Origin of the sequence: Methylobacterium isbiliense (assembly GCF_022179325.1) — a bacterium.
Lineage (GTDB): Bacteria > Pseudomonadota > Alphaproteobacteria > Rhizobiales > Beijerinckiaceae > Methylobacterium > Methylobacterium isbiliense.
In genome coordinates this window covers 141,230-160,463 of record NZ_BPQQ01000022.1, presented here as the reverse complement: position 1 = coordinate 160,463, position 19,234 = coordinate 141,230, and the positions used below count along the sequence as shown (strand labels likewise).

General features: G+C 71.2%; 16 protein-coding genes. 6 read left to right on the top strand and 10 right to left on the bottom strand.

What is annotated here, in order from left to right; all coding sequences use genetic code 11:
• Nucleotides 1-3 precede the first annotated feature (3 nt).
• The 4 genes from MFF61_RS10310 to ccrA form a co-directional block, all read right to left on the bottom strand.
• Nucleotides 4-1,200 carry a lytic murein transglycosylase gene (locus tag MFF61_RS10310; RefSeq protein ID WP_238235022.1) on the bottom strand — a complete coding sequence of 399 codons (1,197 nt, stop codon included), beginning with the start codon at nucleotides 1,198-1,200 and terminating at the stop codon, nucleotides 4-6.
• 132 nt (nucleotides 1,201-1,332) lie between these two features.
• Nucleotides 1,333-1,935 (bottom strand): 3-isopropylmalate dehydratase small subunit, encoded by a 603-nt coding sequence (gene leuD / locus MFF61_RS10305; RefSeq protein WP_238235021.1) that lies wholly within the window; start codon nucleotides 1,933-1,935, stop codon nucleotides 1,333-1,335.
• A 139-nt stretch (nucleotides 1,936-2,074) separates the two neighbouring features.
• Nucleotides 2,075-2,488 (bottom strand): DoxX family protein, encoded by a 414-nt coding sequence (locus tag MFF61_RS10300; RefSeq protein WP_238235020.1) that lies wholly within the window; start codon nucleotides 2,486-2,488, stop codon nucleotides 2,075-2,077.
• A gap of 148 nt (nucleotides 2,489-2,636) precedes the next feature.
• Complete coding sequence (gene ccrA, locus MFF61_RS10295; RefSeq protein ID WP_238235019.1) at nucleotides 2,637-3,932, bottom strand: crotonyl-CoA carboxylase/reductase; 1,296 nt, start codon at nucleotides 3,930-3,932, stop codon at nucleotides 2,637-2,639.
• 246 nt (nucleotides 3,933-4,178) lie between these two features.
• On the opposite strand from ccrA, the gene MFF61_RS10290 reads away from it, so the two are divergent.
• The 4 genes from MFF61_RS10290 (at nucleotide 4,179) to MFF61_RS10275 (ending at nucleotide 9,016) form a co-directional block, all read left to right on the top strand.
• On the top strand, nucleotides 4,179-6,221 hold the full coding sequence (locus tag MFF61_RS10290; RefSeq protein WP_238235175.1) for an ethylmalonyl-CoA mutase: 2,043 nt from the start codon (nucleotides 4,179-4,181) through the stop codon (nucleotides 6,219-6,221).
• 101 nt (nucleotides 6,222-6,322) lie between these two features.
• Nucleotides 6,323-6,844, top strand: a complete 522-nt coding sequence (locus tag MFF61_RS10285) for a DinB family protein (RefSeq protein WP_238235018.1) — start codon at nucleotides 6,323-6,325, stop codon at nucleotides 6,842-6,844.
• Nucleotides 6,845-7,058: 214 nt separating this feature from the next.
• Nucleotides 7,059-8,063, top strand: coding sequence for an MraY family glycosyltransferase (locus MFF61_RS10280; protein WP_238235017.1), 1,005 nt, complete (start codon nucleotides 7,059-7,061; stop codon nucleotides 8,061-8,063).
• Nucleotides 8,060-9,016 (top strand): NAD-dependent epimerase/dehydratase family protein, encoded by a 957-nt coding sequence (locus tag MFF61_RS10275; protein WP_238235016.1) that lies wholly within the window; start codon nucleotides 8,060-8,062, stop codon nucleotides 9,014-9,016. The genes MFF61_RS10280 and MFF61_RS10275 overlap by 4 nt, the downstream gene beginning before the upstream one ends.
• Here the strand turns inward: MFF61_RS10275 and MFF61_RS10270 are convergent.
• The 4 genes from MFF61_RS10270 to rpoZ form a co-directional block, all read right to left on the bottom strand.
• Nucleotides 8,992-9,642 (bottom strand): LabA-like NYN domain-containing protein, encoded by a 651-nt coding sequence (locus MFF61_RS10270; protein ID WP_238235015.1) that lies wholly within the window; start codon nucleotides 9,640-9,642, stop codon nucleotides 8,992-8,994. The two genes, MFF61_RS10275 and MFF61_RS10270, sit on opposite strands and share 25 nt — an antisense overlap.
• Before the next feature lie 195 nt (nucleotides 9,643-9,837).
• Complete coding sequence (gene pyrE / locus MFF61_RS10265) at nucleotides 9,838-10,428, bottom strand: orotate phosphoribosyltransferase (RefSeq protein WP_238235014.1); 591 nt, start codon at nucleotides 10,426-10,428, stop codon at nucleotides 9,838-9,840.
• Between the two features lie 78 nt (nucleotides 10,429-10,506).
• Complete coding sequence (locus MFF61_RS10260) at nucleotides 10,507-12,759, bottom strand: RelA/SpoT family protein (RefSeq protein WP_238235012.1); 2,253 nt, start codon at nucleotides 12,757-12,759, stop codon at nucleotides 10,507-10,509.
• Between the two features lie 285 nt (nucleotides 12,760-13,044).
• Entirely contained in the window at nucleotides 13,045-13,458 is a 414-nt protein-coding gene (gene rpoZ, locus MFF61_RS10255) for a DNA-directed RNA polymerase subunit omega (protein WP_238235011.1), read from the bottom strand.
• Nucleotides 13,459-13,613: 155 nt separating this feature from the next.
• Between rpoZ and MFF61_RS10250 the strand changes: the two genes are divergently transcribed.
• Nucleotides 13,614-13,757, top strand: a complete 144-nt coding sequence (locus MFF61_RS10250) for a hypothetical protein (protein ID WP_238235010.1) — start codon at nucleotides 13,614-13,616, stop codon at nucleotides 13,755-13,757.
• An 86-nt stretch (nucleotides 13,758-13,843) separates the two neighbouring features.
• Here the strand turns inward: MFF61_RS10250 and MFF61_RS10245 are convergent, their stop codons facing one another.
• On the bottom strand, nucleotides 13,844-14,770 hold the full coding sequence (locus MFF61_RS10245) for a LysR family transcriptional regulator (protein ID WP_238235008.1): 927 nt from the start codon (nucleotides 14,768-14,770) through the stop codon (nucleotides 13,844-13,846).
• 119 nt (nucleotides 14,771-14,889) lie between these two features.
• Between MFF61_RS10245 and MFF61_RS10240 the strand changes: the two genes are divergently transcribed.
• Nucleotides 14,890-15,867 carry a Bug family tripartite tricarboxylate transporter substrate binding protein gene (locus tag MFF61_RS10240; RefSeq protein ID WP_238235007.1) on the top strand — a complete coding sequence of 326 codons (978 nt, stop codon included), beginning with the start codon at nucleotides 14,890-14,892 and terminating at the stop codon, nucleotides 15,865-15,867.
• Nucleotides 15,868-16,164: 297 nt separating this feature from the next.
• Here the strand turns inward: MFF61_RS10240 and MFF61_RS10235 are convergent, their stop codons facing one another.
• Nucleotides 16,165-19,188: an ATP-binding protein gene (locus MFF61_RS10235; RefSeq protein WP_238235006.1), complete on the bottom strand. Its 3,024-nt coding sequence runs from the start codon at nucleotides 19,186-19,188 to the stop codon at nucleotides 16,165-16,167.
• Between the last annotated feature and the right edge of the window lie 46 nt (nucleotides 19,189-19,234).

The window sequence follows — 19,234 nt, the reverse complement described above, 5'->3', positions numbered from 1 at the left end:
GGCTCAGCCGCGCCGCAGCGCCTCCAGCACCTTGGCGCCGGGGCGGCCGGTCTGCGGCATGCCGAGCCGGCGCTCGACGTCCTTGATCGCCTCGCGGGTCTTGGCGCCGACCCGCCCGTCCGGCTCGCCCACATCGTAGCCGCGCTCGGTCAGCGCGCTCTGCAGCGCCCGGCGCTCGGCGCGCGACAGCGGCGGGTCGTCGGTCGGCCACGCGGTCTGGATGCCGGCCTTGCCGCGCAGGCGGTCCGACAGCACCGCGATGGCGAGCCCGTAGGATTCGGCGGCGTTGTAGGAGTAGATCGCGTCGAAGTTCTTCGTCACCAGGAAGGCCGGGCCGTCCACGCCCGCCGGCGCGATGATGCCGGCCGGCCCCTCGCCGGTGAGGGGGCGCCCGTCGAGGCGGGTGACGCCGAGGCTCGCCCAGTGGCCGATCGGGCGCTTGGCCTTGCGCCCCGCCGCCGCGAGGTTGAAGCGCGCCGGCAGCCGCACCTCGTAGCCCCAGGGCTGGCCGTTCTGCCACTTGGCGACGCGCAGGAAGTTGGCCGTGGAGCCGACCGCGTCCGGCACCGAATCCACCACGTCGCGCCGCCCGTCGCCGTCGAGGTCGACGGCGAGGCGCTGGTAGGTGGTGGGCATGAACTGGGTCTGCCCGAAGGCGCCGGCCCAGGAGCCGGTCAGCCGGCCGGCGTCGATGTCGCCGCGCTGGATGATCTTCAGGGTGGCCATCAGCTCGCCCTTGAAGAACTCCCGCCGCCGCGTGCCGCCGCAGGCCAGGGTCGCGAGCGACTGCACCAGCGGCATCTTGCCGAGGTTCTTGCCGAAGTTCGATTCGACGCCCCACACCGCCGCGATGGTGTAGCGGTCGACATTGTAGCGCGCCTCGGCCTGCGCGAGCGCGCTCGCGTGCTGGCGCATGGCCGCGCGCCCGTCCTCCACCCGCTCCTCGTCCACGAGGGCCGCGATGTAGTCCCAGATCGGCGTCTTGAACTCGGGCTGGGCCTGCGAGAGTTCGATCACCTTCTCGTCGAAGGCGATGCCCGCGGTGGCGGCCCGGAAGGTCTCCGGCGAGACGCCCTGCTGGGCGGCCTCCTGGCCGAGCCCGGCGAGGCAGGACCGGAAATCCGCCTGCGCGGCGGCGGGCAGGGCGAGCCCGGCGAGGCACAGCAGGGTCGCGGCCGTGGTGCGCGCGCAGGTCGTCATCGGGTCGGCACTCCGTGTGCGGTCAGCCAATCACCCGAATAGGGCAGCATCAGGGTTAACGAAGCCCTGACGCGCCGGTGCCGGCCGGGCCGCGACGCGGGGGCCCGGGTCCGGGCGATCACGCCCAAGGCGTCACGCCCACGGGCGCTCGGCGAGCTTCGCCTCGTAGGCGTCGATGGCCGGGGCCTTCTCGAGGGTGAGCCCGATGTCGTCGAGCCCGTTGAGCAGGTTGTGCTTGCGGCCGGGATCGATGTCAAAATGCAGCACGCCGCCGTCCGGCCCGCGGATCTCCTGCCGCTCCAGGTCGACGGTGAGCGTCGCGTTCGCGCCGCGCGAGGCGTCGTCGAACAGCTTTTCCAGATCCTCGGGCGCCACGGTGATCAGCAGGATGCCGTTCTTGGCGCTGTTGTTGAAGAAGATGTCGGCGAAGCTCGTCGAGATGATGCAGCGGATGCCGAAATCGGCGAGCGCCCAGGGGGCGTGCTCGCGCGAGGAGCCGCAGCCGAAATTGTCGCCCACCACCAGGATCTTGGCGTTGCGGTAGGCCGGCTGGTTGAGGACGAAGTCCGGATTCTCCGTGCCGTCGTCGCGGTAGCGCATCTCGGAGAACAGGCCCTTGCCAAGCCCGGTGCGCGCGATGGTCTTGAGGTACTGCTTGGGGATGATGCGGTCGGTGTCGATGTTGACGATCCGCAGCGGCGCCGCGACGCCTTCGAGAACGGTGAACTTGTCCATGACCTGACGCTTCCCCGGACCCCCCGCCCCCGGACGGCGAGGCCCGGCGCGGGATGGCGCTCCGAGGGTTCTAGCAAGGCGAGGGGAGGGCGCAACCCCCGGGCGGACCCGTCGCGCCCCGCCCGCTCCGGGCTTGGGGTCAGAAGCGCGAGGGGCGCCGCGCCCGCATGGCGTCGAGGCTGAGCGGCCCCGGCCCCGCGAAGGCGATGTAGAGGAAGACGAAGCAGTAGAGGATCGCCGCGTCGCCGCCGTTGAGGACCGGGAAGACATTCCGCGGCGCGTGGGCGATGAAGTACGCGAAGGCCATCTCGCCCGAGAGCAGGAAGGCGACCGGCCGGCTGTACAGCCCGAGCGCCAGGAGCGCGCCGCCCACCAGTTCCATGAGGCCGGCGATGCCCGACAGCGACATCAGCGCCGGCGGGTTCGGGTGGGCCGGGACGCCCAGGATCTTCTGCGTGCCGTGGGCCATGAAGATCAGCGCCGCGACGATGCGCACGACGCTGAGCACGCGCGGCGCATAGCGGTCGGCGGCGGCGTAGAGTGTCGGGGACATCGGGGCTCCGGCGCGGCGCGCCCGGGGCAGGCCGGGCGGATGACTCGTCGTCCTGCCCCGTATCGGCCGGCGTGCGGCCGGGCTCAAGGGCAGCGGACGACGATCGTCCCCGCGCCGCCCCTGTCCCGGCCCCGGCACCGCCCGGTCGTCAGCGTGATCCGGAGAGTTCCAGCACGTCCTCGAAGGTGCGCAGGCCCGCCTTCTGGGCGTTGACCAGCACCGCCATGTTGCCCGGCGCGTGCTGGTTCTTCCACATCTTGGTGTGGGCGTGCGGGATCTTGTCCCAGGAGAACACCTCGCTCATGCAGGGATCGATGCGGCGATCGAGCACGAACTGGTTGGCGGCGGAGGCCTGCTTGAGGTGGGCGAAGTGCGAGCCCTGGATCCGCTTCTGCCGCATCCAGACGTAGCGGGCATCGAAGGTGATGTTGAAGCCGGTCGTGCCGGCGCAGAACACCACCATGCCGCCGCGCTTCACCACCAGGGCCGAGACCGGGAAGGTCGCCTCGCCCGGGTGCTCGAAGACGATGTCGACGTCGTTGCCCTTGCCGGTGATGTCCCAGATCGCCTTGCCGAACTTCCGCGCCTCCTTGGTCCAGGCATGGAACTCGGGCGAGTTCACCTTCGGCAGCTGGCCCCAGCAGTTGAAGTCCTTGCGGTTGATCACGCCCTTGGCGCCCAGGCTCATGACGTAGTCGCGCTTCGACTCGTCCGAGATCACCGCGATGGCGTTGGCGCCCGAGGCCGCGCAGAGCTGCACGCCGAAGACGCCGAGACCGCCCGACGCGCCCCAGATCAGCACGTTCTGGCCGGGCTTGATCGTGTGCGGCGCGTGCCCGAACAGCATCCGGTAGGCGGTGGCGAGCGTCAGCGTGTAACAGGCGCCTTCCTCCCAGGTCAGGTGCTTCGGGCGCACCATGAGCTGGCGCGACTGCACCCGGCAGAACTGCGCGAAGGAGCCATCCGGCGTCTCGTAGCCCCAGATCCGCTGCGAGGGCGAGAACATCGGGTCGCCGCCGTTGCACTCCTCGTCGTCCCCGTCGTCCCGGTTGCAGTGGACGATCACCTCGTCGCCGACCTTCCAGCGCTTGACCTTGGCGCCGACGGCCCAGACGATCCCGGACGCGTCCGAGCCGGCGATGTGATACTCGGCCTTGTGCACGTCGAACGGCGAGACCGGCTCGCCGAGGCCGGCCCAGATGCCGTTGTAGTTGACGCCCGCGGCCATCACGAGGACGAGCACCTCGTCGTCGCCGATCGACCACGTCGGCACGACCTCGATCTGCATCGAGTCCTCGGGAGGCCCGTGCCGCTCGCGGCGGATCGCCCAGGCGTACATCTTGGCCGGCACGTGGCCGAGCGGCGGGATCTCGCCGATCTCGTAGAGATCCTTCAGGTGAGCCGCGCGTCCTGCGCTCGTCTGCACCGCAGCGCCCGCACCCATGGCGGACCCTCCCTGCTTTGTTGCACTGCATCGATCCTAGCCGCGAACCCGAGGGCGTCAAATAGACCAAAAGCAGGGCAGACACCGGTGAGATCCTGGGCAGCCGGACTGTTGCCGCTGCGTCACGTTGCACCACCGTCTCACGGCCGGCCGGGGGCTGCTTAGGTCAAGGATGACGCCGTTCCGCCGCGCGGCTACGATGGTGCCCTGCGACAGGATCGGACGGTGACGAAAGGCGAGGGCGGCATGGGCCAGCACGCAACGGGCCAGCAGGCGACCGCTACGGCGCAGCGCGACAAGCCGTGGATCATCCGCACCTATGCGGGCCATTCCACCGCGGCGGAATCGAACGCGCTCTACCGGAAGAACCTCGCCAAGGGCCAGACCGGCCTCTCGGTGGCCTTCGACCTGCCGACCCAGACCGGCTACGACCCCGACCACGAACTCGCCCGCGGCGAGGTCGGCAAGGTCGGGGTCTCGATCGCGCATCTGGGCGACATGCGGACCCTGTTCCGGGACATTCCGCTCGCCCAGATGAACACCTCGATGACCATCAACGCGACCGCGCCCTGGCTGCTGTCGCTCTACCTCGCGGTGGCCGAGGAGCAGGGAGCGCCGATCGCCGCGCTGCAGGGCACGACGCAGAACGACATCATCAAGGAGTACCTGTCGCGCGGCACCTACGTGTTTCCGCCCGCGCCCTCGCTGCGGCTCACCAAGGACGTGATCCTGTTCACGACCAAGGAGGTGCCGAAGTGGAACCCGATGAACGTCTGCTCCTACCACCTGCAGGAGGCGGGGGCGACGCCGGTCCAGGAACTCTCCTACGCGCTCGCCATCGCCATCGCGGTCCTCGACACCGTGCGGGCCGATCCGGACTTCGACGAGGGCAGCTTCGAGGAGGTGGTCGGGCGCATCTCGTTCTTCGTCAATGCGGGCCTGCGCTTCATCACCGAGATCTGCAAGATGCGGGCGTTCTGCGATCTCTGGGACGAGATCACCCGCGACCGCTACGGCATCAAGGACCCCAAGAAGCGCATCTTCCGCTACGGAGTGCAGGTCAACTCCCTCGGGCTGACCGAGCAGCAGCCCGAGAACAACGTCCACCGCATCCTGATCGAGATGCTGGCGGTGACGCTCTCGAAGCGCGCCCGCGCCCGCGCCGTGCAGCTTCCGGCCTGGAACGAGGCGCTCGGCCTGCCGCGCCCCTGGGACCAGCAATGGTCGATGCGCATGCAGCAGATCCTCGCCTACGAGACCGACCTGCTCGAATTCGACGACATCTTCGACGGCTCCAAGGTCATCGACGCCAAGGTCGAGGCGCTCAAGGCCGAGACCCGCGCCGAGCTGGAGCGGATCGGCGCGCTCGGCGGCGCGGTGGCGGCGGTGGAGACGGGCGCCCTCAAGCGCGCCCTGGTGGAATCGAACGCCCGGCGCATCGCGGCGATCGAGCGCGGCGAGCAGGTGGTGGTCGGCGTCAACCGCTTCGAGAGCGGGGAGCCCTCGCCGCTGACGGCGGGCGAGGGGGCGATCTTCACGGTCTCCGAGACGGTGGAGATGGAGGCCGAGCAGCGCATCCGCGCGTGGCGTGCCGAGCGCGACGCGGCGGCGGCGGCCAAGGCCCTGGACGACCTGGAGGCGGCGGCGCGCTCGGGCGCCAACATCATGCCGGTCTCGATCGCCTGCGCGAAGGCGGGCGTCACCACGGGCGAGTGGGGCGCGCGCCTGCGCGAGGTCTTCGGCGAGTACCGCGCCCCCACCGGCGTCACCCCGGAGACCGTCACCTCCGGAGCTGCCGAGGAAGCGCGGCTGCTCATCGCGGATCTTGGCGCGCGGCTCGGCGAGCCCCCGAAGCTCGTGGTCGGCAAGCCGGGCCTCGACGGGCATTCGAACGGGGCCGAGCAGATCGCGCTGCGCGCCCGGGACGTCGGCTTCGACGTGACCTACGAGGGCATCCGCCAGACGCCGGACGAGATCGTGGCCAAGGCGCGCGAGCGCGGCGCCCACGTGATCGGCCTGTCGATCCTCTCGGGCTCCCACGTGCCGCTGGTGCGCGAGGTGAAGGCGCGGCTGCGCCGCGAGGGGCTCGACCATGTGCCGGTCGTCGTCGGCGGCATCATCTCGCCCGAGGACGAGCTTGTGCTCAAGAACATGGGCGTGGCCGCCGTCTACACCCCGAAGGACTTCGCCATCGACACCATCATGGTGGGCCTCGCCAAGGTGGTGGAGCGGGCGCTCGCCAAGCGCGAGGCCGAGGGCGAGCCGGTGCGGCGGGAAGAGGTTTTCTGACCGGGACGGGCGGCTCTCGCCGCCGCTCCGCCGGCCCGTGCCAACCCGGCGCGGGACGTGCCTTTGCCGTCCGCCGTTCTGCATGGTCGGGAGACATCCCCGTGGCCGATCTTCCCGCTCACCTGCGGACCCTGGCTGCCTACAACGCCTGGGCCAATCGGCGGCTCTATGCGGCCGCGGCCACCCTGCCGGATGCCGCCTACCGGCAAGCGGCCGGCGCGTATTTCGGCAGCCTGCACGGCACGCTGAACCATCTCCTCGTCGTCGACCGGCTGTGGCTGCGCCGCCTGACCGGCGAGGGCGCCGCACCGAGCCGGCTGAACGAGATCCTGTTCGAGGAGCTGGACGCGTTGCGGCAGGCGCGCGAGGCGGAAGACGTGCGCCTGGAGGCCTATGTCGCCGATCTGCGCCCCGCCCTGTTGGACGACGGTTTCGGCTACACGACGACGAGTGGCGTGGCTCAGCGCAGCACGCGCTCCGACGTGCTGACGCATCTCTTCAACCACCAGACCCATCACCGGGGCCAGGCGCACGCGATCCTGACGCGGCTCGGCATGGCCGAGCCGCCCGCGCTCGACCTGATGGCCATTCAGCAGGAGCGTGTGCGTCGCGCGCCTCTCTAGCTGCGCCCAACGGAACGGCACGGAGGGGCGGCGCGATGGGCCGGAGGCGGGCGTGCGGGCGCGCCTGCATCGGGTGCGGTTGCCGTCCGTCACGAGCGGCCTCGCCATGCGGCCTGATCCGTGGATCGACGACGGCCTCTGCCGTCGCCCGAGGCCGGCGACCCGGCGCACGAACCGCCTTTCCGCCGCGCCGCCAACGGCGTAGATCATCCGCATGCCGCCCGCTTCCCTCCTCGCCGCCATCCCGCTGGCCGCCCTCGCGGCGGCGGGGCTGATCGTGGCCCTGCGACCGCTGCTGCTGCGCTACGCGCTCGCACGGCCGAACGCCCGGTCGAGCCACCGGGTGCCGACCCCGCAGGGCGGCGGCATCGCGGTGATCGGGGCGGTCCTCGCGGTCGCGGGCGCGCTGTGGCCGCAGGCCCCGGGCGCCGAGGCGGTCACGCTCGTGCTCGCGGTCCTGGCGCTCGCCCTGGTCGGGGCCGTGGACGACATCCGGCCCCTGTCGGCGCTGCCGCGCCTCGCGCTCCAGGCGCTGGCGGTGGGCGCCGTCGTCACGGCGAGCGGCCTGCGCCTGCTCCCGGCCCTGCCGGGCGGGCTCGAATGGGGCCTCGCGGTGCTGGCCGGCGTGTGGTTCGTCAACCTCGTCAACTTCATGGACGGGCTCGACTGGATGACGGTGGCGGAGGGCGTGCCGCTCGCGGGCGCGCTCACGCTGTTCGGCCTCGCCGGCCATCTGGCGCCCGGGCCCACGCTGGCGGCAGCCGCCCTGCTCGGCGGGTTGCTGGGCTTCGCGCCGTTCAACCGGCCGGTGGCGCGGCTCTTCCTCGGCGATGTCGGCTCGCTGCCGCTCGGCCTCCTCCTGGCGTGGCTGCTCTATCGGCTGGCCGGGGAGGGCGCGCTCGCCGCCGCGATCCTGCTGCCGCTCTACTACCTGGCCGACGCCACCCTGACGCTGGCGCGCCGGGCGCTGCGGGGGGAGCCGGTCTGGCAGGCGCACCGGACGCATTTCTACCAGCAGGCCACCGCCAACGGCCGCTCCGTCCCGGAGGTGGTCGGCACGGTGTTCGCGCTCAACGCCGCCCTGGCGCTGCTCGCCGCCGTCACGCTCGCCTGGCCCTCCTGGCCCGTCGCCGCCGCGGCGCTCGTCCTCGGCTGCGGCCTCGTCGCCGGAGTGCTGCGCCACTTCGCGGCCCGCAAGGCCGTCGCGGTGCCCGCATGACCGCGCCCCTGATCGCCCTCACCGGGGCCACCGGCTTCATCGGCCGACACCTGCTGCGGGACCTCACCGCGCGCGGCTACCGCGTGCGGGTGCTGCTGCGCCGGCCGGTGGAGCTGCCCCCGGGCGCAAGCGGCGCCGTGGTCGGCGACCTCGCCCGGCCGCAGAACATGGCGGCCGCCCTCTCGGGCGTGCACGCGGTGGTGCACTCGGCGGGCCTCGCCCATGCGATGTCGGGGGCACCGGAGGACGATTACCGCACCTTCAACACCGAGGCGACGCGCGGGCTCGCCCAGGCCGCCGCGAAGGCGCGGGTGCGCCGCTTCGTCTTCCTGTCCTCGATCCGCGCCCAGTGCGGCCCGTCCGCCCCCGCCGTGCTCACGGAGGCGGACACGCCCACACCCACCGACGCCTACGGCCGCTCGAAGCTCGCCGCCGAGGAGGCGCTGGCCGAGGTCGACCTCGACTACGCGGCCCTGCGCCCGGTCCTCGTCTACGGTCCCGGAGTGAAGGGCAACATGGCCTCCCTCCTGGATCTGGCGGCCTCGCCCGTCCCGCTGCCCTTCGGCGGGCTCAAGGGGCGGCGCTCGATCGTCTCGGTGGAATCGCTCGCCGATGCGGTGGCGGCCGTGCTGGGGGCGGAGGGCGCGTTGCGTCGGCCCTTCATCGTCACCGAAGCCGAGCCGCTGACGGTGCCGGAGATGATCGCCGCGCTGCGCGCCGGGCTCGGCCGCGGCCCGGGCCTGGTGCCGGTGCCGGCGGGCGTGCTGGCCGCGGCCCTGCGTCTCGCCGGCCGCGGCGCGATCGGCGAACGCCTGTCGGGCTCCCTGGTGGCCCGCGCGGACGCGCTGGCGGGCCTCGGCTGGGCGGCGCCGCTGCGCAGCCGCGACGGCCTCACCGCGCTCGCCCGGGCCACGGCCGGGGCGGGCGCTCACTCCTCGTCGGCGTCGTCCTGACGGATCCCGTAGCGCTGCTCCAGGCTGGCGCTGCGCGCGGGCCCCCGCTCGCCGGCATCCCGCGGGGCGTCCGCGGAGGGCCGCAGCGGGCGCGTCGGGCGCTCGCCCTGGTCGCGGCCGATGCGCGGGATGAGGCTCACGATGTCGACGAAGTCGTCGGCCTGCCGCCGCAGCTCGTCGGCGACCATCGCGGGCTGGGTCTGGATCGTCGAGACCACCGTCACCCGCACGCCGCGGCGCTGCATGGCGGCGACGAGCGGACGAAAATCGCCGTCGCCCGAGAACAGAACCATGTGGTCGATGTAGGGGCTGAGTTCGAGGGCATCGATCGTCAACTCGATGTCCATGTTGCCCTTGACCTTCCGCCGGCCGCTGGAATCCGTGAACTCCTTGACGGGCTTGGTCACGACCCGATAGCCGTTGTAATCGAGCCAATCGATCAGGGGCCTGATCGAAGAATATTCCTGATCCTCGACTAGCGCCGTATAGTAGAAGGCCCGGATCAGGTTCTCACGGGCCTTGAAATCCGCCAGAAGTTTCCGATAGTCTATATCGAACCCGAGCGCCTTGGTGGTCGCGTAAACGTTAGCGCCATCGATGAAGAGGGCGCTGCGCGAATGTGTCATTTGTTAATCCTGACCGCACGATGGTCGTGCGTGAAAGTGCTTCGCAATTCCTCGAATGTCCGCGTCCGCAACAAGTCAGATGATCGTTGAAACGTCCACCGCTCCGGGTGCATCGGCCGTCATTCTTGCAATGCCCGACAGCTAAGGACCGCACCTGCGCGGAGTCAAGAACGGATTGCGGCGTCGCGACCCGCGTCAGGCCTCAGGGCGGGCGCGGCTTCCGGGCTTCACGGCCGGGATCGCGGCGAGGTCCGGCGGCAGCTGGTCGGCGGGGTAGTTCGGAATGTCGAGGGTGGCGAGGGCGACGAGCGGCGCCCCGAGATCGGCCCGCCCGCCCGAGCGGTCGATCAGGCAGGCGGCCCCCACCACCTCGCCGGGCTGGTCCTTGAGCGCCGCGAGGCACTCGCGCGAGGAGAGGCCGGTGGTGACGATGTCCTCCACCATCACGGCCCGGCTGCCGGCCGGGATCTCGAACCCGCGCCGCAGGGCGAACGGCCCGCCGGGCTCGCGCTCGACGAAGATCGCCTTCGCGCCGAGCGCCCGGGCGGTCTCGTAGCCCGGCACGATGCCGCCGATCGCCGGGGAGACCACGATGTCGACCGCGCCGTAGCGGTCGCGGATGAGCGCGGCGAGGCCGGCGCAGACCCGGGCGGTGCGCACCGGATCGCTGAAGATCGCCATCTTCTGCAGGAAGACCGCGCTGTGCAGGCCCGACGAGAGGATGAAGTGGCCTTCGAGCAGGGCGCCCGCGGCGCGGAATTCAGCGAGGAGGTCGTCGGGCGTCATCGGGGCGGGGATCCTCGGCTCACGGGTTCGGGGCTTGTGGCAGCGGGCGGCCCCGGGCGCAACCGGCGGCAGGGCTCCTCACCCGTTGACCCGATCGACGCGGCTCACCACGCGCTTGGCCCGCAGTTCCGACACGATGGCGTTGAGGTGCTTCAGGTCCCAGACCGAGAGATCGATCAGCACGTCCGTGAAGTCCTGGCTGCGGCGCTTCATCGAGATGTTGTCGATGTTGCCGTCGTGGTCGGCGATCACCTGGGCGATCTGGGCGAAGCTGCCGGGCTCGTTGATCGACTGGAGCGCCAGCCGGGCCGGGAAGCGCTGATGGGGGGCGCCGTCCACGTCCCAGCGCACGTCGAGCCAGCGGTCGGGCTCGTTGTCGAAGGCCGCGAGCGCGGGGGACTGGATCGGATAGATGGTGACGCCCTCGCCGGGGGTGAGGATGCCGACGATGCGGTCGCCCGGCACGGCGCCGCCGTTGGGGGCGAAGCGCACCGGCAGGTCGCTGTCGAGACCGCGGATCGGGATCGCCTCGGCCCCCTCGCGCTCCTCGCCGGACTCTTTCGACCCCTTGTCCGGCCCCTTGTCCGGCCTCTTGCCCGGCCAGGTGAGGCGCACGGTCTGGTCCTTGTCGAGGGAGAGCCGGCCCGCGCCGTTGACGTGGGGCCGCGGCCCGGTCGCGGCGGGCTGGCTGCGGCGCTCGTCCTTGTAGTCGGGATAGACCGCCTTCACGACGTCGCCCGAGAACATCTCGCCCCGGCCGACCGCCGCGAAGACGTCCTCGGTGGAGGTGCGGGCGAGGCGGGGCAGGGCGCCGCGCAGCTTCTCGTCGGAAAAATTCTTGCCGGCGCGCTCGAAGGCGCGGTCGAGGATCTGGCGCCCGAGCCCCGCATATTGCCGCCGCACCGCCGAGCGGGTGGCGCGCCGGATGGCGGCACGCGCCTTGCCGGTGACGACGAGGGATTCCCAGGCCGCGGGCGGGGTCTGCCCGTCGGCGCGCGCGATCTCGACCTCGTCGCCGTTCTGCAGCTCGGTCAGCAGCGGGGCGATGCGCCCGTTGATCTTGGCGCCGACCGCCGCGTTGCCGAGTTCGGTGTGGACCGCATAGGCGAAGTCGATCGGCGTGGCGCCCCGCGGCAGGGCGATCAGCCGGCCCTTCGGGGTGAAGCAGAAGACCTGGTCCTGGAAGAGTTCGAGCTTGGTGTGCTCCAGGAACTCCTCGGGGCTGTCGCCCTCGGCCAGGAGCTCGATGGTGCGCCGCAGCCACTGGTAGGCGCCGCTCTCGGTGGCGAGGTGGGGCGAGCCGTCCTTGTAGAGGGCGTGGGCGGCGATGCCGTACTCGGCCACGTCCTCCATCTCGCGGGTGCGGATCTGGAGTTCGACGCGCTGGCTCTTCGGCCCGATCACCGTGGTGTGGATCGAGCGGTAGTCGTTCTGCTTCGGGGTCGAGATGTAGTCCTTGTAGCGCCCCGGCACCATCGGCCAGGTCGTGTGCACGACCCCGAGCGTCCGGTAGCAGGTGTCGACGGAATCGACCACGACCCGGAAGCCGAAGATGTCGGAGAGCTGCTCGAAGGCGACCGACTTGCGCTCCATCTTGCTCCAGATGGAGTAGGGCCGCTTCTGGCGCCCGGTGACGCCGGCCGTGATGCCCTTGGCGGCCAGCCGCTGCACGAGGTCGCGCTCGATGCTCTCCACGAGGCGCTCGTTCTTGGCCGAGAGGTCGGAGAGCCGCTTGCTGATCGTCGCGTAGACGTCGGGCTTGAGGTTGCGGAAGGAGAGGTCCTCCAGCTCCTCGCGCAGCTCCTGCATGCCCATGCGGCTCGCCAGCGGCGCGTAGATGTCGAGGGTCTCCTGGGCGATGCGGGCGCGCTTCTCCGGCGGCATGTGCTGCAGGGTGCGCATGTTGTGCAGCCGGTCGGCCAGCTTGACGAGCAGCACCCGCACGTCCGCCGCGATCGCGAGCAGGAGCTTGCGGAAGTTCTCGCCCTGCGCCGCCTGCTTCGAGACGAGGTCGAGGCGCTTGATCTTGGTCAGGCCGTCGACGAGCGTGCCGATCTCGGGCGAGAAGGTGCGGTTGATCTCGTCCAGGGTGGCGGCCGTGTCCTCGACGGTGTCGTGCAGCACCGCGGCCACGATGGTGGCGTCGTCGACCCGCAGGTCGGTGAGGATGGCGGCGACTTCGAGCGGGTGGGCGAAGAACAGGTCGCCGGAGGCGCGCTTCTGGGTTCCGTGCGCCCGCATGGCGTACACGTAGGCCCGGTTGAGCATCGCCTCGTCGGCCGCGGGGTTGTAGGCCTTCACCCGCTCGACGAGTTCGTACTGGCGCATCATCCGCCGGTGGTCTCCTGGACGCCCTCGCGCCGTCGTCGGACGCGCCGTGCGGAGTTGCGCGGGCTCGCGCAGCAGCAGCAGCAGCACCGCGGCGGTGGAGGGGAGGTCCGACTATCGGGCGGATCGCGCCGCCGCGCCAGACCCTTGTCGTCGCAAGCGCCGCACATCAGCCCCGCCGGAAACGCAAGAGCCCGAAAGGCAAGAACCCGAAACGCAAGAACCCGAAACGCAAGAACCCGGCGCGGGGGCCGGGTTCTCGGGAGAGGTCGCGGGATCGCCGGGGCTTCAGTCGCCCTCGTCGTCCGTCTCGGTCGGCGGCGCGAGGTTCTCGAGGCCCCGCAGCAGGTCCTCCTCGCTCATGCGGTCGAACTGGATGTCGCCGTCGTCGCCGCCGGCGGCCTGGGGCGCCACCGCGGCGGCGGCGGGCGAACTCGACAGCAGCGGCACGGCCTCGGCCTCCGGCTCGTCGACCTCGACGTATTTCTGCAGCGAGTGGATCAGCTGCTCCTTGAGGTCGTCCGGGGTGATCGTCGTCTCGGCGATCTCGCGCAGGGCCACGACCGGGTTCTTGTCGCGATCGCGGTCCACGGTGAGGGGCGCGCCGGACGACAGCAGCCGGGCGCGGTGGCCGGCGAGCAGGACGAGTTCGAACCTGTTCTCGACCTTGTCGATGCAGTCTTCAACGGTGACGCGAGCCATGCGCGGCTCCTTCCTTCGTACGGACGGCGTGTCGGGATCGTGCCTGTCTACACGAGACGACTTTTCGCAACAAGCACCGGCCGTCGCCCTGTGCGCGGCCTCACCGCGGCGGGGCCGCGGACGCGGCAGGATCCGACCGTTCTCAAGGTCGGATCATGCCCCGCCGTCTCCGCTGCGTCTTCGCTCTCCTGTGCGTGCTCGACGCGATCACGGTCCACGGCCGCGGGCCGCGCCCGGTCTCGGTGTCGCAGCCGGAGGCGGCGGAGGCGGGCCGGCTGATCCGGAAATGGGCGGCGTGAGGCGGGTGGGCGTCGGGAGCCGGATGACCGCCCGGTAGGGCGGCGCTTCATCGCCCCGGTGTCCGGCTTCGCACGTCGCGCGATGCTCACAGCGAGCCATCGAAGGCGTCAGGCAGAGAGGCATCCCGGAAGGCCGCCGACGACTGCTCCGCCAAACGGCGGAAATGCAGGAGGGACGGTGCCGGGTCACCCTTGCGGTGCGCCAGCCCCAGGAACGCCTTCGGCTGCGCCGAGCCGAGCAGGCTGCAGAAGGTCAGGCCGTCCATGCGCAGATTGCGCAAGGACGCCGGCACGAGTGCGACCCCCAGACCAGCGGCGACAAGGCCCAGCGTCGTCGTGATGCGTGGGGCCGGCTGGCCGATGCGCGGACTGAAACCGCACGCGCGGCAGGCAGCCACCGTCTCGTCGTGCAGTCCGGTCCCGGGCGGACCGAACAGGATGAACGGGTCGTCGGCCAGCCGCGCGAGGTCCAGACCGAGGTGCCGCCCTTCCTCGGCCAGGGGGTGCCCGACCGGGAGCGCCGCGAGCATGCCCTCCTCGAGGAGCGGCGTGACGACGAGCCCGTCGGCGTGCGGGCGGGAGGCGCGGACGAAGGCGACATCCATCTGGTCGTCCATGAGGCGCACTGTCACCTCGTGGCTCAGGCCCTCCTCAAGGGTGACGGCGACCAAGGGGTAGGCTTCCCGGTAGGCCCGGATGATGCGCGGCACCAGCGGATGGAAAGGCGCGGTGGGCGCCACGCCCACGCAGAGCCGCCCTTCCTCGCCGCGCGCCGTGCGGCGGACCCGCTCGCGGGTCCGGTCGAGTTGCGCGAGGAGGCTGCGCGCATCCTGCACGAACACCGCGCCCGCTTCGGTCAGTTCGACGCCGCGCGACAATCGCCGAAGCAGCTGTACGCCGAGTTCGCTTTCGAGCTTGCGGATCTGCTGGCTGAGCGGCGGCTGCTGCATGCCGAGCCGCTCGGCCGCCCGAGTGATGTGCCCCTCCTCGGCGACAGCGAGCAGGTAGCGCAAGTGCCGAAGCTCCACGGCGGCATATCCTGCAAGTATCGATCGCGCCTCTTCCATAGTATGGCTCGCGGTTCAGCGGCTGGCTAGACTTGATTCATATCGACAACCCGAAAGTCAGCGCCATGATCATCAGCCGTCGCCAGTTGCTGGCGGGCGGGGGAGCCGCCTTTGCCGCCTCGCTCACATCGTCGCTCGGCTGGGCCGGGGCCTACCCGCAAGGACCCGTTAGGCTCGTGGTCGGCTTCCCGACCGGCGGTCCCGTCGACATCGCCGGACGCTCCATCGCGGCCTTCCTGTCGCGCAGACTCGGGCAGCCCTTCACGGTCGGAAACGAACCCGGCGAGAGCGGCAACCGCGCCACTCGGCAGGTTCTTCGGTCAGCGCCGGACGGCCACACCCTCTTGGTCTGCGGACCGGTGAACGTCATCAACACCATGCTCTTCCGCGATCTGGACTTCGACTTCGGGCGCGAGATCACGCCGATCGCCGGTCTCTACCGTGTGCCTCTCATCGTGGAGGCTCACCCGTCGCTGGGGATCAGAACCGTTTCCGAATTGGTGGAGCGCGCTCGGGCCGCGCCCGGCCGGCTCAGGGTAGGCTATGCCGGCAGGGGCACCCCGCAGCACGTTGGGATCGAGTTGTTCCGGATGATGGCGGGCGTCGACCTCACGCTCGTGCCGTATGCCGGCTCGGCACCGGCCTTGGCCGACCTGCTTGCCGAACGGGTGGACCTGATGTTCGACCCGATGCCGTCCTCGATCGAGCACATCAGAGGCGGGCGGCTGGTCCCGCTCGCGGTGACCACGCCCGAGCGCTCGCGGGCGCTGCCGGGCGTGCCGTCGGTGGCGGAGGTTCTGCCGGGCTACGAGGCGGGATCCTGGTTCGGTCTCGTCGCGCCGTCGGGGATCGACGCGGCCATCGTCGAGGCCCTCAACGCGGCCGTCAACGCGGGCTTGGACGATGCGGAGCTGCGCACGCGGATCGAGGAGCGCGGCGGAATCGTCCTGCCGGGCAGTGCAGCGGCGTTCGCGGCCTTCCTGGCGGCCGAGACGCAGAGATATGCCCGTGTGGTCAGGGAGGCCAAGTTGGCCGACCGATAGCGATGCCGGTCCCTGCGGGCGGGAGAGTGCTCGTCCGGCGGCGGGATCCGCGCGACGACATCCGTCCGGCACGCGCCGCGCGCCTCGGCATCCTGCGCCAGATCGGTTGGTCGGGCGCGCTCACTCCGCCGGCGGGCCTCGTCCGGTCTCGCTGTCGCAGCCGGAGGCGGCGGAGGCGGGCCGGCTGATCAGGACATGGGCGACGTGAGGCGGGCGGGGCATCGGGTGTGCCCTCCGGCCGCGGTCGCGGATCCTCCGCGAAGGGCAGTGCCGGCCCCGCTGCGGCGGGGCGCCGGATCAGGCCGCGGCGCTCAGCTGCGCGATCTCGGTCAGAACCTCGTCGCGGAGCGCGGACACCCTGGTGAGAAGGACGGCGAGATCCCGCTGCGTGGCACAGGCCTGCTCCAGGTCGCGGCAGAGATCGGACAGGCGCGTGAACCCGAGCTGACCCGCCGCCGACGCGGTCGCGTGCGCGTCCGCTGCCAGACGCTCCCGCCCGTTCGACGGCCCGAAGCGCGAGCGCAGGTCGGCCGCCAGCCTCACCAGCAGCCCGAGCATCGCCTCGCGACCGGCCGCGCCGAGCATCTCCTCGTAGACGGTCCGATCCAGCACCGGCCCGTTCCACGGGTCAGCGACCGGGAACGCCCCCGGCACCTCCGGCCGCCCGGCCCGCGACCAGTGGGCCACGACGGCGAGCAGATCCTGGCGGCGGAACGGCTTGCCGAGATGGCCGTCCATGCCCGCCGTGAGGAACTGCGCCACCTGCTGCGGCAGCACGTTGGCCGTCATGGCGATGATCGGCAGGCGCGCGGCCGGGTGGTCAAGCGCCCGAATGCGCCGCGTGGCCGTGAGCCCGTCCACGCCCGCCATCTGCACGTCCATCAGCACGAGATCGTAGCGGCCGGCCCGCACCGCCTGGATGGCCTCCTCACCGTCGCCGACGACGTCGACGGCGTGTCCCGCCGCCTCCAGCATCGCGCGCGCGATGTCCTGGTTGATTGCATTGTCGTCGGCCAGGAGAACGCGGGCGGGGCGCAAGGGAGCGGCCTGCCCCCCGTCGGCCCCGGCCGGATCCTCGCGCCCGCCCACGGCACGCGGCAGCACGACCTCGAACCAGAAGGTCGATCCCTCGCCCGGGAGGCTCTCGACGCCGATCTGGCCGCCCATCGCCTCGATCAGCCGCCGGCTGATGGCCAGCCCGAGCCCCGTGCCGCCGTATTCGCGCCGGATCGAGCCGTCGACCTGGCTGAAGCGCTGGAACAGGCGCGCACGCTTCTCTGGTGCGATGCCGATCCCGGTGTCGCTCACGCAGACCCGGATCCGGCAGGCCCGGGCCGGCCGGGGCTCGGCCGAGAGCGTGAGCGTCACGCCACCGGCGGCCGTGAACTTGATGGCGTTGTTGAGCAGGTTGAGCAGCACCTGCCGCAGGCGGTCCGGGTCGCCCACGACGCGGCCCGGGCCGGTGGGATCGATCCGGACCGCGAGGCTGAGGTGCTTGGCGTCGGCCGCCGATCGCACGATCCCCACGGCCTCCTCGATCAGCGCCTCGGGGGCGAAGGGCTGGGGATCGAGGTCGATCTGGCCCGCCTCGATCTTCGAGAAGTCCAGAACGTCGTTGACGACCGTCAGCAGCGCCTGCCCGGCGCACTGTATGCGTTCGGCGTGGTGGCGCTGGCGTTCGCTGAGGCCGCCCTCCCGGAGCAGCAGGTCGGCATGGCCCAGCGCGCCGTGAAGGGGCGTGCGGATCTCGTGACTCATGGTGGCCAGGAACTCGCCCTTGGCCAGGCTGGCCGCCTCCGCCTGGGCCAGGGCACGCTCCGCCCGCTGCCGGCTCTCTTCGAGCGCCTGCTCGATCTCCTTGCGCGCGGTGATGTCGGTGTAGGTGCGCACCGCGCTGCCGTCGGGCAACGGCACGGTGCGGATCTCCAGCACCCTGCCGTTCGGGCGCGTGCGCTCGTAGACATGCGTGCGCCGCCCGTCGATCCCCTCCGCGGAGATGACCGCCCGCATGGCGTCGCTGGCCAGCGCGAACTCGCCCTTGCGGATCTGGTAGGCGATGATCTCGTCGCTGGTCGGCTGATCCCGGACCATGTCCGGGTCGAGGTCGAGCAGCGCGACGGCGCGTTGGCTGACCACCTTGGCCCGGCGGTCCCGGTCCACCAGGATCAGGCCCTGGTCCATGTTGTCGAGCGTGGCGCTCAGCAGCGCCTGCTGTTCGGCCAGCTCGCGGGTGCGGGCGGCCACGCGGCTTTCGAGATCCCGGTTGGCGGCCTGGAGATCGTCGGCCTGTTGCCGCAGCTTCACCGAGGCGGCGGCGAGCGTGGCCCCGATCTCGGTGACCTCCCGGACGGCCGTGGTCACCCCCGCGGTCTCGCGCCCGTCGCCGACGGCCCGGGCGGCGGCGACGAGGCTGCGATGCGCCTCGAGGATCTGCCGCCTGACGATGGCCGCCAGCGCCAGGGCGACGTAGACGAGGGCGAGGATGATCGGGATGATCACCCGCAACGAGGCGTTCAGCGGCTCCTGGAGGGCCGCGCTCTCGATCCCGATGCTGATCAGCCAGCCCGACAGCGTCGAGCGCTTGAACGTGGCGAAGACGGCGACGCCGAGAGGGTTGCGACCGGACCACGTCCCTTCGGAGCCGGTGACGTCGCCGAAGCCCGGAAGAGGTTTCCCCGCCGTCGTCTCCGTGTTGAGCGACCGGGCGATGATGATGCCGCGCCGGTCGGTCACGGAACCCGAGTATGGCGCGACGATGCCGGCCTTCTTCAGCAGATCACCGATGACATCCACCGGGATGCTTGCGTTCAGAAAGTAGACGACCTCGCCGTTGCGGAGGACCGGCACCGATACGACCACGAGCGGATTGCCCGTCAGCGGACCTCGGACGAAATCCGAAACCGCCGGCAGCCGCGTCTTCAGGACAACCGCATCCGTCGGCAGGCTGTTCCGGGACAAGGGGGTGCCGAACGGGAGACGGGTGTTGACGACCTGTTGGTCGTTTCGGTCACGCAGGATGACGTCGATGTTCTGCAGGGCCGCGAGATGACGGGCCTGTCGATCGAATTGCCTGACATCGCCGGCATCGAGGGCCGGCGAGGTGGCCAGGGCCTGCAGCATCGCGATCTGACTCGTCAGGAACGTATCGACGTCGGCGAGCACCCGGGCCGCAAAGGCCGCAGTGCGATCTTCCAGGCGCCCCTGCGCCTCGGTCACCCACTGGTGCCCGAGCAGACCGATGATCAGGAGACAGGGAAACAGGACCGCACCGACGACGCCCGAGATGTAGCGCGACAGCGGTCGCCCGCGCGGCGTGATCATTGCAATCCGTTCCGACAATCGACCATCGTCCGCGCGCACCGCGTAT